The 15,448-nt window shown below is 54.4% G+C and carries 10 protein-coding genes, 1 tRNA gene and 1 pseudogene; all 12 read left to right on the top strand.

The annotated features are described in order from the left end of the window. Positions 1 to 77: 77 nt before the first annotated feature. Positions 78 to 153: transfer RNA gene (locus tag PSES9_RS0122705), tRNA-Trp, on the top strand. Between the two features lie 43 nt (positions 154 to 196). Then, the gene (gene secE / locus PSES9_RS0122700) at positions 197 to 565 is read left to right on the top strand and encodes a preprotein translocase subunit SecE (RefSeq protein WP_010490905.1); all 369 of its coding nucleotides are present in this window, start codon (positions 197 to 199) and stop codon (positions 563 to 565) included. Between the two features lie 9 nt (positions 566 to 574). Next, positions 575 to 1,108, top strand: coding sequence for a transcription termination/antitermination protein NusG (nusG, locus tag PSES9_RS0122695; RefSeq protein ID WP_010490903.1), 534 nt, complete (start codon positions 575 to 577; stop codon positions 1,106 to 1,108). Between the two features lie 118 nt (positions 1,109 to 1,226). Further along, entirely contained in the window at positions 1,227 to 1,658 is a 432-nt protein-coding gene (gene rplK / locus PSES9_RS0122690; protein ID WP_010490901.1) for a 50S ribosomal protein L11, read from the top strand. Continuing rightward, complete coding sequence (gene rplA / locus PSES9_RS0122685) at positions 1,659 to 2,354, top strand: 50S ribosomal protein L1 (protein ID WP_010490899.1); 696 nt, start codon at positions 1,659 to 1,661, stop codon at positions 2,352 to 2,354. 201 nt (positions 2,355 to 2,555) lie between these two features. After that, positions 2,556 to 3,056, top strand: a complete 501-nt coding sequence (rplJ, locus tag PSES9_RS0122680) for a 50S ribosomal protein L10 (protein WP_010490897.1) — start codon at positions 2,556 to 2,558, stop codon at positions 3,054 to 3,056. Between the two features lie 78 nt (positions 3,057 to 3,134). After that, the gene (gene rplL, locus PSES9_RS0122675; protein ID WP_010490895.1) at positions 3,135 to 3,503 is read left to right on the top strand and encodes a 50S ribosomal protein L7/L12; all 369 of its coding nucleotides are present in this window, start codon (positions 3,135 to 3,137) and stop codon (positions 3,501 to 3,503) included. A 219-nt stretch (positions 3,504 to 3,722) separates the two neighbouring features. Then, positions 3,723 to 7,809: pseudogene (gene rpoB, locus PSES9_RS24195) on the top strand (DNA-directed RNA polymerase subunit beta). Positions 7,810 to 7,873: 64 nt separating this feature from the next. After that, positions 7,874 to 12,127 (top strand): DNA-directed RNA polymerase subunit beta', encoded by a 4,254-nt coding sequence (rpoC, locus tag PSES9_RS0122660; RefSeq protein ID WP_010490893.1) that lies wholly within the window; start codon positions 7,874 to 7,876, stop codon positions 12,125 to 12,127. A gap of 157 nt (positions 12,128 to 12,284) precedes the next feature. Beyond that, the gene (gene rpsL, locus PSES9_RS0122655) at positions 12,285 to 12,656 is read left to right on the top strand and encodes a 30S ribosomal protein S12 (protein WP_003186084.1); all 372 of its coding nucleotides are present in this window, start codon (positions 12,285 to 12,287) and stop codon (positions 12,654 to 12,656) included. 123 nt (positions 12,657 to 12,779) lie between these two features. Further along, a complete protein-coding gene (gene rpsG / locus PSES9_RS0122650) occupies positions 12,780 to 13,250 on the top strand; it encodes a 30S ribosomal protein S7 (protein WP_010490886.1) in 471 nt (156 codons plus the stop codon). Between the two features lie 33 nt (positions 13,251 to 13,283). Then, complete coding sequence (gene fusA, locus PSES9_RS0122645) at positions 13,284 to 15,386, top strand: elongation factor G (RefSeq protein ID WP_010490884.1); 2,103 nt, start codon at positions 13,284 to 13,286, stop codon at positions 15,384 to 15,386. Positions 15,387 to 15,448: the final 62 nt, after the last annotated feature.

Below are 15,448 nucleotides of genomic sequence, written 5' to 3'. Positions count from 1 at the left end.
GTAGTTGCCAAGATCATCGAGTAATCGGTTGATTTGTCCCTCTTAGGCCGACATAATGGTCGGCCTAATTTTGTTCTAGGTCAGTAGCTCAATTGGCAGAGCGACGGTCTCCAAAACCGTAGGTTGGGGGTTCGATTCCCTCCTGACCTGCCATTTTCAAATGAATTTGGCGCGTCTTTTAACAGGATCCTCGTAAATGAATGCAAAGGCTGAAGCCAAAGAAACTCGCTTTGACCTGCTCAAGTGGCTGGTTGTTGCTGCTCTTGTAGTGGTTGGCGTGGTTGGTAATCAGTACTTCGCGGCTGAGCCGATTCTGTATCGTGTGCTGGCTCTGCTGGTTGTTGCTGTAGTCGCTGGTGTAGTTGCGTTGCAAACCACGAAAGGCCAAGCCTTTTTTGCTTTGCTCAAAGAAGCGCGCGTCGAAATTCGTAAAGTTGTCTGGCCAACGCGTCAGGAAACCACGCAGACCACGTTAATTGTTGTGGCTGTTGTTTTGGTAATGGCTCTGTTGTTGTGGGGATTAGATTCCCTGCTCGGCTGGATTGTTTCGTTGATTGTCGGCTAAGGGTGTCCCGTGGCTAAGCGTTGGTACGTCGTGCATGCTTACTCGGGTTACGAGAAGCATGTTATGCGTTCGTTGATCGAGCGTATAAAACTCGCTGGTATGGAAGATGGCTTTGGTGAAATTCTCGTGCCTACTGAAGAAGTGGTCGAGATGCGCAATGGTCAGAAACGTAAGAGCGAGCGCAAGTTCTTTCCGGGTTATGTCCTGGTTCAGATGGATATGAGCGAAGGTACTTGGCACTTGGTTAAAGATACGCCACGTGTCATGGGCTTTATTGGCGGTACGGCTGACAAGCCGGCACCGATCACTGATAAAGAAGCAGAGGCGATCTTGCGTCGCGTTGCTGATAGCGGTGATAAGCCCAAGCCTAAGACGCTGTTCGAGCCAGGTGAGACAATCCGTGTTATCGATGGCCCATTTGCTGATTTCAGCGGTGTCGTCGAAGAAGTTAACTATGAAAAGAGTCGTGTCCAGGTGGCAGTTACCATCTTCGGCCGCTCTACACCGGTAGAGCTGGAGTTCAGCCAGGTCGAGAAGGCATAGTTGACATAAGCATCCCTGACCCCGCAGTTATTGACTGCGGGGTTTTGTCGTCACTGGGATAAACGTGCAAGTAACTGGGGAGCCGTCAAGGCGTTTGAACCCAATATTGGAGTAGCTCATGGCTAAGAAAATTTCGGCTTATATCAAGCTGCAGGTAAAGGCAGGTCAAGCTAACCCTTCGCCACCGGTAGGTCCGGCACTGGGTCAGCACGGTGTGAATATCATGGAATTCTGCAAGGCGTTCAACGCCAAGACCCAAGGCCAAGAGCCTGGTCTGCCGACTCCAGTGATCATCACTGTATACAGCGACCGTAGCTTCACCTTTGAAACCAAAAGCACCCCGGCTTCGGTTCTGTTGAAGAAAGCAGCTGGCCTGACCAGCGGTTCTGCGCGTCCGAACACCGTTAAAGTTGGCACCGTGACTCGTGCTCAGCTGGAAGAGATCGTTAAAGCAAAACAAGCTGATCTGACTGCCGCTGACTTGGATGCAGGCGTACGTACTATCGCCGGCTCCGCACGCAGCATGGGCCTGAACGTGGAGGGTGTGTAAATGGCTAAGCTGACTAAGCGTCAAAAGGCAATCGCTGAGAAAGTTGAAGCTGGCAAGGCTTACAACTTCAACGAAGCTGCCGCTCTGCTGGCCGAGATTTCGGCTGTCAAGTTCTCCGAGTCTGTAGACATCGCTGTGAACTTGGGCGTTGATCCGCGTAAATCTGACCAGGTTGTTCGTGGCGCTACCGTGCTGCCAAACGGCTCGGGCAAGTCTGTTCGCGTTGCAGTGTTCACTCAGGGTCCAGCTGCTGAAGCTGCTCTGGCTGCCGGCGCTGACCGCGTTGGTATGGACGATCTGGCTGCTGAAATGAAAGGCGGCGACCTGAACTATGACGTCGTAATTGCATCGCCTGATGCCATGCGTGTTGTAGGTCAGTTGGGTCAGGTACTGGGTCCTCGTGGCCTGATGCCTAACCCTAAGGTCGGCACTGTTACTCCTGACGTAGCAACTGCTGTGAAGAATGCCAAAGCGGGTCAAGTACGTTTCCGTACTGACAAGAACGGCATCATCCACGGTTCCGTCGGTAAAGTCGGTTTTGAAGCCGAGAAGTTGAAGCAGAACGTTGAAGCTCTGATTGCAGACCTGAAGCGCCTGAAGCCATCGACTTCCAAAGGCATCTACGTTAAGCGCGTGACCCTGAGCACTACCATGGGTCCTGGTTTGATCATTGATCAGGCTTCGCTCGACGCATAAGGAATAGGGCAGGCGTGAGTTTCGCGCCTGCTTGCAAAAATTGGGGTCCCTGCCTGGCGGGGGCTATCCAAGACCGTAGGTGGCGCAAGCCTTAAACAGGAAAACCTACGCAGATGGTGCTCCCGGTTCTTTACCGAATCAGACACCAAAACGACATCCGGCTTCGGCCAGATGAAACGGTAACAAGCAGGAGTTTTACCCGTGGCAATTAAACTCGAAGACAAGAAGGCCATCGTCGCTGAAGTCAACGAGGCTGCCCAAGCTGCCCTGTCCGCTGTCGTGGCTGATGCCCGTGGCGTGACCGTAGCTGCAATGACCGGACTCCGTAAAGAAGCTCGTGAATCAGGTGTTTACGTTAAAGTTGTACGTAACACTCTGCTCAAGCGCGCAGTCGAAGGCACTTCTTACGATGTGCTGAACGACGTCTTTACTGGCCCAACCCTGATTGCGTTTTCCAAGGAACATCCGGGCGCTGCTGCTCGTATTTTCAAAGAATTCGCCAAGGGTCAGGACAAGTTCGAGATCAAGGCCGCCGCGTTTGAAGGTAAGCTGATCGCAGCCAACCAGATCGACGTACTGGCAAGCTTGCCGACCTACGACGAAGCGATTTCTCAGCTGATGAGCGTGATTCAAGGCGCTACCAGCAAGTTCGTTCGTACTTTGGCAGCTGTTCGTGACCAGAAAGAATCAGCTGCTGCCTAAGGCATCCAGCACTCTTTCGATCATATTTGTTTATTTGATAGCCGCGAAGGCTGTCCCCCAATACAGGAAATTAGAGTCATGGCTCTGACTAACGAAGACATCATCAACGCCGTATCCGAAATGTCCGTGATGCAGGTTGTAGAACTGATCACCGCTATGGAAGAAAAGTTCGGCGTTAGCGCTGCTGCAGCTGTTGCTGCTGGCCCAGCTGCTGGCGGCGCTGCTGCTGAAGAACAGACCGAATTCAACATCGTTCTGGTTGAAGCTGGCGAGAAGAAAGTAAACGTAATTAAAGCAGTTCGCGAACTGACTGGCCTGGGCTTGAAAGAAGCCAAGGCAGTAGTTGACGGCGCTCCTGGCGTTGTTAAAGAAGGCGCTTCGAAAGAAGAAGCCGAAGCTGCTAAGAAAGTTCTGGAAGAAGCAGGCGCTAAAGTCGAGCTTAAGTAAGCGACGACCTTGCGTCTACAGCCCGAGCGACTCGCTTAAGGCTGATGGCTGGTGGCTTTGCCACCGGCCTTTTTCCGTTCCAGGCCGGCTCTCGTGTGGCTAGCCTGGGGCTGAAAACCCCACCCAATGTGGTGGCGCAAACCAAAGGGGTTTGCAAGAGTTTCTGGCTGCTCCCGTCGGAGAGGCCAAATAAGCAGGTGACCAAGCTGGGGAACGCTGATGGCTTACTCATACACTGAGAAAAAACGTATCCGCAAGGACTTTAGCAAGTTGCCGGATGTCATGGATGTGCCTTATCTCCTGGCCATCCAGCTGGATTCGTACCGCGAATTCCTGCAGGCGGGAGCGACAAAGGATAAGTTTCGCGATATCGGCCTCCATGCCGCCTTTAAGTCCGTTTTCCCGATTATCAGCTATTCCGGCAATGCTGCCCTGGAATATGTCGGTTATCGCCTGGGCGAACCGGCTTTTGACGTCAAAGAGTGCGTCCTTCGCGGCGTAACTTATGCCGTGCCGCTGCGGGTTAAGGTTCGCTTGATCATTTTCGACAAAGAATCGTCGAACAAAGCGATCAAGGACATTAAAGAGCAAGAAGTTTACATGGGGGAAATCCCCCTGATGACAGAGAACGGTACCTTCGTTATCAACGGTACCGAGCGCGTCATCGTTTCCCAGTTGCACCGTTCACCAGGCGTGTTCTTCGATCACGACCGTGGTAAGACGCACAGCTCTGGCAAGTTGCTGTATTCGGCTCGCGTAATTCCTTACCGTGGCTCTTGGCTCGATTTCGAATTCGATCCAAAAGACGCTGTATTCGTACGTATCGACCGTCGCCGCAAGTTGCCGGCATCGGTACTGCTGCGTGCGCTGGGTTACAGCACTGAAGAGATGCTTGACGCTTTCTATGTGACCAACGTTTTCCACGTCAAGGGTGAGTCCCTGAGCCTGGAACTGGTGCCACATCGTCTGCGTGGTGAAGTTGCTGTTCTCGATATCAAAGACGAGAAGGGCAAGGTCATTGTTGAGCAGGGCCGCCGTATCACTGCGCGCCATATCAACCAGTTGGACAAAGCCGGCATCAAGGAACTTGAAGTTCCTATCGATTACCTGATTGGCCGTACCAGTGCCAAGGCGATCGTGCATCCGGCAACTGGCGAAATCATCGCCGAGTGCAACACCGAGCTGAACGTTGAAATCCTGGCCAAGGTTGTCAAGGCGCAGGTTGTACGCATCGAGACCTTGTACACCAACGACATCGATTGCGGTCCGTTCATCTCTGACACCCTGAAGATCGATTCGACCACCAACCAGCTTGAAGCCCTGGTCGAGATCTATCGCATGATGCGTCCTGGCGAGCCGCCAACCAAGGATGCAGCCGAGACCCTGTTCAATAACCTGTTCTTCAGCCCAGAGCGTTACGATCTGTCGGCTGTAGGCCGGATGAAGTTCAACCGTCGTATCGGTCGTACCGAAATCGAAGGTTCGGGCGTACTGAGCAAGGAAGATATCGTTGAAGTCCTCAAGACTTTGGTTGATATCCGTAACGGCAAGGGCATCGTCGATGACATCGACCACCTTGGTAACCGTCGCGTACGTTGTGTTGGCGAAATGGCCGAGAACCAGTTCCGTGTCGGCCTGGTACGTGTTGAGCGTGCAGTCAAAGAACGCCTGTCCATGGCTGAAAGCGAAGGCCTGATGCCGAGGCCTGATGCCGCAAGACTTGATCAACGCAAAGCCAGTGGCTGCCGCGGTCAAGGAATTCTTCGGTTCCAGCCAGCTCTCGCAGTTCATGGACCAGAACAACCCGCTGTCCGAGATTACCCACAAGCGTCGCGTCTCTGCACTCGGCCCAGGTGGTTTGACTCGTGAGCGTGCAGGCTTCGAGGTTCGTGACGTACACCCGACTCACTACGGCCGTGTTTGCCCGATTGAGACGCCTGAGGGTCCGAACATCGGTCTGATCAACTCCCTGGCTGCCTACGCGCGCACCAACCAGTACGGTTTCCTCGAGAGCCCGTACCGTGTGGTTAAAGACACGTTGGTGACCGACGAGATCGTATTCCTGTCAGCAATCGAAGAGGCCGATCACGTGATCGCCCAGGCTTCGGCTCTGATGAACGAAAAAGGTCAGCTGGTTGATGAGTTGGTGGCTGTACGTCACCTCAACGAATTCACCGTTAAGGCACCTGAAGACGTAACCCTGATGGACGTCTCGCCGAAGCAGGTTGTTTCGGTTGCTGCCTCCTTGATTCCGTTCCTCGAGCACGACGACGCCAACCGTGCGTTGATGGGTTCGAACATGCAGCGTCAGGCAGTACCGACCCTGCGTTCGGACAAGCCGCTGGTGGGTACTGGTATGGAGCGCAACGTAGCGCGAGATTCCGGTGTCTGCGTGGTTGCACGTCGTGGTGGTGTGATTGACTCGGTTGATGCCAGCCGTATCGTGGTTCGCGTCAATGACGATGAAGTTGAAACTGGCGAAGCCGGTGTTGATATCTACAACCTGACCAAATACACCCGTTCCAACCAGAACACTTGCATCAACCAGCGTCCGCTGGTGAGCAAGGGTGACAAGGTCAAGCGTAGCGACATCATGGCTGACGGCCCGTCGACCGACATGGGTGAGCTGGCTCTTGGCCAGAACATGCGCGTCGCGTTCATGCCGTGGAATGGTTACAACTTCGAAGACTCCATCCTCCTTTCGGAGCGCGTGGTTCAAGAAGATCGTTTCACCACGATCCACATCCAGGAACTGACCTGTGTGGCGCGTGACACCAAGCTTGGGCCTGAGGAAATTTCCTCGGACATCCCGAACGTGGGTGAAGCTGCTCTGAACAAGCTGGACGAAGCGGGCATCGTGTATGTCGGCGCTGAAGTAGGCCCAGGCGACATTCTGGTTGGCAAAGTGACGCCTAAAGGCGAAACCCAGCTGACTCCGGAAGAGAAGCTGTTGCGTGCCATCTTCGGTGAAAAAGCGTCTGACGTTAAAGATACTTCTCTGCGTGTGCCAACAGGCACCAAAGGTACTGTCATTGACGTACAGGTCTTCACCCGCGACGGCGTTGAGCGCGATGCGCGTGCGCTGTCGATCGAGAAGACCCAGCTCGACGAGATCCGCAAGGATCTGAACGAAGAGTTCCGCATTGTTGAAGGTGCAACCTTCGAGCGTCTGCGTTCGGCCCTGGTTGGCAAGGTAGTTGAAGGCGGCGCTGGCCTGAAGAAGGGCGCAGAGCTGACCGACGAGTTCCTTGACGGTCTGGAGCGTGGCCAGTGGTTCAAGCTGCGCATGGCTGACGATGCACTGAACGAGCAGTTGGAGAAGGCCCAGGCCTACATCTCCGACCGCCGTCAGCTGCTCGACGACAAGTTCGAAGACAAGAAGCGCAAGCTGCAGCAGGGCGATGACCTGGCTCCAGGCGTGCTGAAAATCGTCAAGGTTTACCTGGCAATCCGTCGTCGCATCCAGCCGGGTGAAAAGATGGCCGGTCGTCACGGTAACAAAGGTGTGGTTTCGGTAATCATGCCGGTTGAAGACATGCCGCACGACGTACACGGTACGCCGGTCGACATCGTACTCAACCCGCTGGGTGTACCTTCGCGTATGAACGTGGGTCAGATTCTCGAAACTCACCTGGGCCTTGCGGCCAAAGGTTTGGGCGAGAAGATCAACCGCATGCTCGAAGAGCAGCGCAAGATCGCTGAACTGCGTAAGTTCTTGCAGCAGATCTATAACGAAATCGGTGGCCGTCAGGAAAGTCTTGACGAGTTCAGCGACCAGGAAATTATCGATCTGGCCAAGAACCTGCGTGGCGGTGTGCCGATGGCCACTCCAGTATTCGACGGTGCCAAAGAGAGCGAAATCAAGGCCATGCTGAAACTGGCAGATTTGCCAGAAAGCGGCCAGATGCGCTTGATCGACGGTCGTACTGGTAACCAGTTCGAGCGCGCGACCACTGTCGGCTACATGTACATGCTGAAACTGAACCACCTGGTGGACGACAAGATGCACGCGCGTTCCACTGGTTCCTACAGCCTGGTTACTCAGCAGCCGCTGGGTGGTAAGGCGCAGTTCGGTGGCCAGCGCTTCGGTGAGATGGAGGTCTGGGCGTTGGAAGCCTACGGCGCCGCTTACACATTGCAGGAAATGCTGACCGTGAAGTCGGACGACGTAAACGGCCGTACCAAGATGTACAAGAACATCGTTGACGGCGATCACCGTATGGAGCCAGGCATGCCTGAGTCCTTCAACGTTCTGATCAAAGAGATCCGTTCGCTCGGTATCGACATCGATCTGGAAACCGAATAACACGTGACGCGAATCGGCGATGGAGCACTTTGCTCCATCGCCAGCTCCGCCAGGAGGAAAGGCCTTGAAAGACCTACTGAATTTGCTGAAAAACCAGGGTCAAGTCGAAGAGTTCGACGCCATCCGTATTGGGTTGGCATCGCCTGAGATGATCCGTTCGTGGTCGTTCGGTGAAGTTAAAAAGCCGGAAACCATCAACTACCGTACGTTCAAGCCTGAGCGTGACGGCCTGTTCTGCGCCAAGATCTTTGGCCCGGTAAAAGATTACGAGTGCCTGTGCGGTAAGTACAAGCGCCTCAAGCACCGTGGTGTGATCTGTGAGAAGTGCGGCGTTGAAGTTGCACTGGCCAAGGTTCGTCGTGAGCGTATGGCCCACATCGAGCTGGCTTCTCCGGTTGCCCACATCTGGTTCCTGAAGTCCCTGCCAAGCCGTATCGGTTTGCTGATGGACATGACCCTGCGTGATATCGAACGCGTTCTCTATTTCGAGAGCTATGTCGTTATCGATCCAGGCATGACCACCCTTGAAAAAGGTCAGCTGCTGAACGATGAGCAGTATTTCGAAGCCCTGGAAGAGTTCGGTGACGACTTCGACGCGCGTATGGGCGCCGAGGCTGTTCGCGAGCTGTTGCACGCTATCGACCTGGAACACGAGATTGGTCGTCTGCGCGAAGAAATTCCGCAAACCAACTCGGAAACCAAGATCAAGAAGCTGTCCAAGCGTCTGAAGTTGATGGAGGCCTTCCTGGGCTCCGGCAACTTGCCAGAGTGGATGGTATTGACTGTTCTGCCGGTTCTGCCGCCAGATCTGCGTCCGTTGGTGCCGCTGGACGGTGGTCGGTTTGCGACTTCTGACCTGAACGATCTGTATCGTCGCGTTATCAACCGTAACAACCGCCTGAAGCGCCTGCTCGATCTGTCGGCGCCGGATATCATCGTGCGCAACGAAAAGCGCATGCTGCAAGAAGCGGTTGACGCATTGCTCGATAACGGCCGTCGCGGTCGCGCCATCACAGGTTCGAACAAGCGTCCGTTGAAGTCCTTGGCTGACATGATCAAGGGTAAGCAAGGTCGTTTCCGTCAGAACTTGCTTGGTAAGCGTGTTGACTACTCCGGTCGTTCGGTAATTACCGTAGGTCCAACCCTGCGTCTGCACCAGTGCGGCCTGCCAAAGAAAATGGCCCTGGAGCTGTTCAAGCCGTTCATTTTCGGCAAGCTGGAAATGCGTGGTCTGGCGACTACCATCAAGGCTGCCAAGAAGATGGTCGAGCGTGAGTTGCCAGAGGTTTGGGACGTTCTTGCTGAAGTGATTCGCGAACACCCAGTGCTTCTCAACCGTGCACCGACCCTTCACCGTCTGGGTATCCAGGCATTTGAACCGGTTCTGATCGAAGGTAAGGCAATCCAGCTGCACCCGTTGGTTTGTGCGGCCTACAACGCCGACTTCGACGGTGACCAGATGGCTGTTCACGTACCGCTGACGCTGGAAGCCCAGCTTGAAGCGCGTGCGTTGATGATGTCGACCAACAACATCCTGTCGCCAGCCAACGGTGAGCCGATCATCGTTCCTTCGCAGGACGTTGTATTGGGTCTGTACTACATGACCCGTGAAGCTACCAATGCCAAGGGCGAAGGTCGCGTATTCGCCGACCTGCAGGAAGTTGACCGCGTATTCCGTGGTGGTCAGGCGTCGTTGCACGCCCGTGTAAAGGTGCGCATCAACGAGGTCATCAAAGACCGCGATGGCAGCATCACCAAAAATACTCGCATCGTCGACACCACTGTTGGCCGTGCGCTGCTGTTCCAAATCGTGCCGGACGGCCTGTCGTATGACGTGGTCAACCACCCGATGAAGAAAAAGGCGATCTCCAAGCTGATCAACCAGTGCTACCGCACTGTCGGCTTGAAAGACACCGTCATCTTCGCTGACCAGCTGATGTACACCGGTTTCGCATACTCGACTATCTCGGGCGTTTCCATTGGTGTTAACGACTTCGTTATCCCTGAGGAAAAAGTTCGTATCATCGACGCGGCAACCGAAGAAGTTAAAGAGATCGAAAGCCAGTACGCATCGGGCCTGGTAACTCAGGGCGAGAAGTACAACAAGGTTATCGACTTGTGGTCGAAGGCTAACGACGAAGTCTCCAAGGCGATGATGGCCAACCTCTCGAAAGAGAAAGTGGTTGATCGTGAGGGCAAGACTGTCGATCAAGAGTCCTTCAACTCGATGTACATGATGGCCGACTCCGGTGCGCGGGGTTCTGCTGCGCAGATCCGTCAGCTCGCTGGTATGCGTGGTCTGATGGCCAAGCCGGATGGCTCGATCATCGAAACGCCAATTACTGCGAACTTCCGTGAAGGTTTGAGCGTACTTCAGTACTTCATCTCGACTCACGGTGCTCGTAAGGGTCTGGCGGATACCGCACTGAAAACCGCTAACTCCGGTTACTTGACGCGTCGTCTGGTTGACGTTGCCCAGGATCTGGTCGTTACCGAGATCGATTGCGGCACCGAGCGCGGCCTGTTCATGACGCCGCACATTGAAGGCGGCGACGTTGTAGAGCCATTGGGTGAGCGCGTATTGGGCCGAGTAATCGCCAATGACGTATTCAAGCCAGGCACCGAAGACGTCATCGTGCCAGCTGGCACCTTGGTTGATGAGCAGTGGGTTGAATTCATCGAGCTCAACAGCATCGACGAAGTTGTGGTGCGCTCGCCAATCACCTGTGAAACCCGTTATGGCATCTGCGCCAAGTGCTATGGTCGCGACCTTGCACGTGGTCACCAGATCAACATCGGTGAAGCTGTCGGCGTAATCGCTGCCCAGTCGATCGGTGAGCCGGGTACCCAGTTGACCATGCGTACGTTCCACATCGGTGGTGCGGCTAGCCGGACCTCGGCTGCCGACAGTGTTCAGGTTAAGAACGGCGGTACTGTCCGCCTGCATAACCTCAAGCACGTAGAGCGTCTCGACGGCGCCCTGGTTGCTGTATCGCGTTCCGGTGAGTTGGCCATGGCTGACGAGTTCGGTCGTGAGCGTGAGCGCTACAAGCTGCCTTACGGTGCTGTAATTTCGGTCAAGGAAGGTGACAAGGTGGAGCCGGGCGCAATCGTCGCCAAGTGGGATCCGCACACTCACCCAATCGTTACCGAGATGAAAGGTACTGTGACCTTCGTTGGCATGGAAGAAGGCATCACGATCAAGCGTCAGACAGACGAATTGACCGGTTTGACCAACATCGAAGTTCTGGATCCGAAAGACCGTCCAGCTGCCGGCAAGGAAATTCGTCCTGCGGTCAAGATGGTTGGCGCCGATGGCAAAGACTTGCTGCTGCCAGGTACCGATGTACCGGCTCAGTACTTCCTGCCAGCAAACGCCTTGGTTGGTGTAGCGGATGGTGTGCAAGTGGGCGTGGGTGATGTAATCGCCCGTATCCCGCAAGAAACATCGAAAACCCGTGACATCACCGGTGGTCTGCCGCGTGTTGCCGACTTGTTCGAAGCGCGTCGTCCGAAAGAGGCTTCGATTCTGGCGGAGATCAGCGGCACCATCTCCTTCGGTAAAGAAACCAAAGGCAAGCGTCGCCTGGTGATTACACCGACCGACGGTAGCGATCCGTACGAAGAGCTGATTCCGAAGTGGCGTCACCTGAACGTGTTCGAAGGTGAACAGGTCAACAAGGGTGAAGTTATCTCCGACGGTCCAAGCGATCCGCACGACATCCTGCGTCTGCTGGGTGTAAGCGCGTTGGCCAAGTACATCGTTAACGAGATCCAGGACGTTTATCGTCTGCAGGGCGTTAAGATCAACGATAAGCACATCGAGACCATCCTGCGTCAGATGCTGCGTAAAGTTGAAGTGGCCGAGTCCGGTGACTCATCCTTCATCAAGGGTGATCAGATGGAGTTGACCGCGGTGCTGGGTGAAAACGAGCGTCTGGCAGCTGCCGACAAGTTCGTCGCCAAGTACACCCGCGTACTGCTGGGTATCACCAAGGCGTCGTTGTCGACTGAGTCGTTCATCTCGGCAGCCTCGTTCCAGGAAACCACTCGCGTTCTTACCGAGGCAGCGGTTACTGGCAAGCGTGACTACCTGCGCGGCCTGAAAGAAAACGTGGTCGTGGGTCGTCTGATCCCGGCCGGTACTGGTCTGGCTTATCACAGCGAGCGAAAGCGCAAGCGTGATGCCGAAGCCGGTACTGGTCTGGCTTATCACAGCGAGCGCAAGCGCAAGCGTGATGCCGACAAGCCAGTACGTGTCAGCGCCAGTGAAGTGGAAGCTGCACTGACCGAAGCGCTGAATTTCAGCGGAAATTAAGAGCTTAATCCCGCCGCTTCGGCGGCGGGGTTGCATCTTGACTGGGAGGCTGAGTCTCTTTAGACTCATGCACCCCTAAATTTGGCAGGGCATGTTGCTCTGCCATTTTGCTTTGTTTGAAAAGCAATAGCGTCGAAAGACAACAGTGGAGCTAAAGATGGCAACTATTAACCAGCTGGTACGTCAGCCGCGTAAGCGTATCGTCGAGAAATCCGACGTGCCTGCGCTGCAGAACTGCCCGCAGCGTCGTGGCGTGTGCACTCGCGTGTATACCACTACGCCGAAAAAACCTAACTCGGCTTTGCGTAAAGTTTGCCGTGTTCGCCTGACCAACGGTTTCGAAGTTTCTTCGTACATCGGTGGTGAAGGTCACAACCTGCAAGAGCACAGCGTTGTTCTGATCCGTGGCGGTCGTGTAAAAGACCTTCCGGGTGTTCGCTACCACACCGTTCGCGGTTCTTTGGATACTTCCGGTGTTAAAGGTCGTAACCAGGGTCGTTCGAAGTACGGTACCAAGCGTCCTAAGTGATAGCGCCCCAGTAATGGGACTTGTCACTAAATTGCAGTTATCTATTTATTTGAGTCGATAAGAGTAAGGTCGGGCGCATTTGCGGTCCCGAGCTAACCTGAAGACCGTTTGAGGGCTTATCACATGCCAAGACGTCGTGTAGCAGCCAAGCGCGAAGTGCTTGATGATCCAAAATACGGAAGCCAAATTCTGGCCAAGTTCATGAACCACGTAATGGAAAGCGGCAAGAAAGCCGTTGCCGAGCGTATCGTTTATGGCGCGCTGGACAAGGTTAAAGAACGTAAGAACAGCGATCCCCTGGAGATCTTCGAGAAAGCTCTCGACGCCATCGCTCCGCTGGTCGAAGTGAAGTCGCGCCGCGTTGGTGGTGCTACTTACCAGGTTCCTGTTGAAGTACGTCCTTCCCGTCGTAATGCTCTTGCCATGCGTTGGCTGGTAGATTTCGCCCGTAAGCGTGGCGAGAAGTCTATGGCTCTGCGTCTGGCTGGTGAGCTGCTGGACGCTGCCGAAGGCAAGGGTGCTGCAGTTAAGAAGCGTGAAGACGTGCACCGTATGGCTGAAGCCAACAAGGCTTTCTCGCACTACCGCTTCTAATTTTCTAGCGCTTCTAAACTTTGCGAGGGCTATATGGCTCGTACTACTCCGATTAACCGCTACCGTAACATTGGTATTGTCGCGCACGTTGATGCCGGCAAGACCACTACGACTGAGCGGGTTTTGTTTTACACCGGTGTTAACCACAAGATGGGTGAGGTGCATGATGGCGCCGCAACCATGGACTGGATGGCACAGGAGCAGGAGCGTGGTATCACTATCACCTCCGCGGCAACCACTGCTTTCTGGCAGGGTTCCGAGAAGCAGTTCGACAAGCACCGCTTCAACATCATCGATACCCCCGGCCACGTTGACTTTACCATTGAAGTAGAGCGCTCCTTGCGCGTACTCGACGGCGCGGTCGTTGTGTTCTGTGGTACTTCGGGTGTTGAGCCGCAGTCTGAAACCGTATGGCGCCAGGCCAACAAGTACGGCGTTCCACGTCTTGTTTACGTAAACAAGATGGACCGCGCCGGTGCAAACTTCCTGCGTGTAATTGGCCAGATCAAGGCGCGTTTGGGCCACACTCCGGTACCAATCCAGCTCGCTATCGGTGCAGAAGATAACTTCCAGGGTCAGATCGACCTGATCAAGATGAAGGCTATCTACTGGAACGATGACGACAAGGGCATGGCTCTGCGCGAGGAAGAAATTCCTGCAGATATGCTTGAGTTGGCTCAAGAGTGGCGCAGCAACATGGTTGAAGCTGCTGCTGAAGCCTCTGAAGAGCTGATGAACAAGTATCTGGAAGGCGAAGAGCTGACCACTGCTGAAATCAAGCTCGCCCTGCGTCAGCGCACCATCGCTGGTGAAATCGTTCTGGCTGTATGCGGTTCCTCGTTCAAGAACAAGGGTGTTCCCCTGGTTCTCGACGCGGTAATCGACTACCTGCCTGCTCCGGTTGATATTCCAGCGATCAAGGGTTCGGACGTTGATGATGAAACCATCGAGATGGAGCGTCATGCAGATGATGCTGAACCGTTCTCGGCCCTGGCTTTCAAAATCGCTACTGACCCATTCGTGGGTACTCTGACCTTTGCTCGTGTTTACTCGGGTGTACTGAGCTCCGGCGACGGCGTTCTGAACTCGGTAAAAGGCAAGAAAGAGCGCGTGGGTCGTATGGTGCAAATGCACGCAAACACCCGCGAGGAGATCAAGGAAGTACGCGCTGGCGACATCGCTGCCCTGATCGGCATGAAGGACGTCACCACGGGTGACACTCTGTGCTCGCTTGAAAAGCCAATCATCCTGGTTCGTATGGACTTCCCAGAGCCGGTAATCTCGGTTGCTGTTGAGCCAAAGACCAAGGATGACCAGGAAAAAATGGGTATCGCACTGGGCAAGCTTGCTCAGGAAGATCCATCTTTCCGCGTTAAAACTGATGAAGAGACTGGTCAAACGATCATCTCCGGCATGGGCGAGTTGCACCTCGATATTCTTGTTGACCGTATGCGTCGCGAGTTCAATGTTGAGGCCAACATCGGTAAGCCGCAGGTTTCGTATCGTGAGAAGATCACCAAGTCTTGCGAAATCGAAGGCAAGTTCGTACGTCAATCTGGTGGCCGTGGCCAGTTCGGTCATTGCTGGGTTCGTTTTGCTCCGGCAGACGAAGGTCAGGAAGGCTTGCAGTTTGTCAACGAGGTAGTGGGTGGTGTTATTCCTAAGGAATACATCCCGGCTATTCAGAAGGGCATTGAAGAGCAGATGAAGAACGGTGTTGTTGCCGGTTATCCGCTCATCGGCCTGAAGGCTACTGTGTACGATGGTTCCTACCATGACGTCGACTCCAACGAGATGGCGTTTAAGGTAGCTGCCTCCATGGCGACCAAGCAGTTGTCCCAAAAGGGCGGCGCAGTTGTGCTTCAGCCTGTGATGAAAGTGGAAGTAGTAACACCTGAGGACTATATGGGTGACGTGATGGGTGACCTGAATCGTCGTCGTGGTCTGATCCAGGGTATGGAAGATACGGTTTCCGGCAAGGTTATCCGCGCCGAAGTTCCGTTGGGTGAGATGTTCGGTTACGCAACCGACGTTCGCTCCATGTCACAGGGTCGCGCGAGCTACTCCATGGAATTCTCCAAATACTCCGAGGCTCCGTCGAATATCGTCGAAGCTATCGTTAAAAAACAAGGCTAATCCAGCCCTTTAGGCAAGAGGTTCACTGTCGTGGCTAAAGAAAAATTTGAACGTAAAAAACC

The sequence above is a fragment of the Pseudomonas sp. S9 genome, assembly GCF_000222125.1.
GTDB classification, from domain to species: domain Bacteria; phylum Pseudomonadota; class Gammaproteobacteria; order Pseudomonadales; family Pseudomonadaceae; genus Aquipseudomonas; species Aquipseudomonas segetis.
This window is presented reverse-complemented; position numbering and strand designations above follow the sequence as displayed.

Coding starts and splice junctions, on each gene's coding strand:
- secE (WP_010490905.1), top strand. CDS start 197: ATGAATGCAAAGGCTGAAGCCAAAGAAACTCGCTTTGACCTGCTCAAG.
- rplK (WP_010490901.1), top strand. CDS start 1,227: ATGGCTAAGAAAATTTCGGCTTATATCAAGCTGCAGGTAAAGGCAGGT.
- rplA (WP_010490899.1), top strand. CDS start 1,659: ATGGCTAAGCTGACTAAGCGTCAAAAGGCAATCGCTGAGAAAGTTGAA.
- rplL (WP_010490895.1), top strand. CDS start 3,135: ATGGCTCTGACTAACGAAGACATCATCAACGCCGTATCCGAAATGTCC.
- rpsL (WP_003186084.1), top strand. CDS start 12,285: ATGGCAACTATTAACCAGCTGGTACGTCAGCCGCGTAAGCGTATCGTC.
- rpsG (WP_010490886.1), top strand. CDS start 12,780: ATGCCAAGACGTCGTGTAGCAGCCAAGCGCGAAGTGCTTGATGATCCA.
- fusA (WP_010490884.1), top strand. CDS start 13,284: ATGGCTCGTACTACTCCGATTAACCGCTACCGTAACATTGGTATTGTC.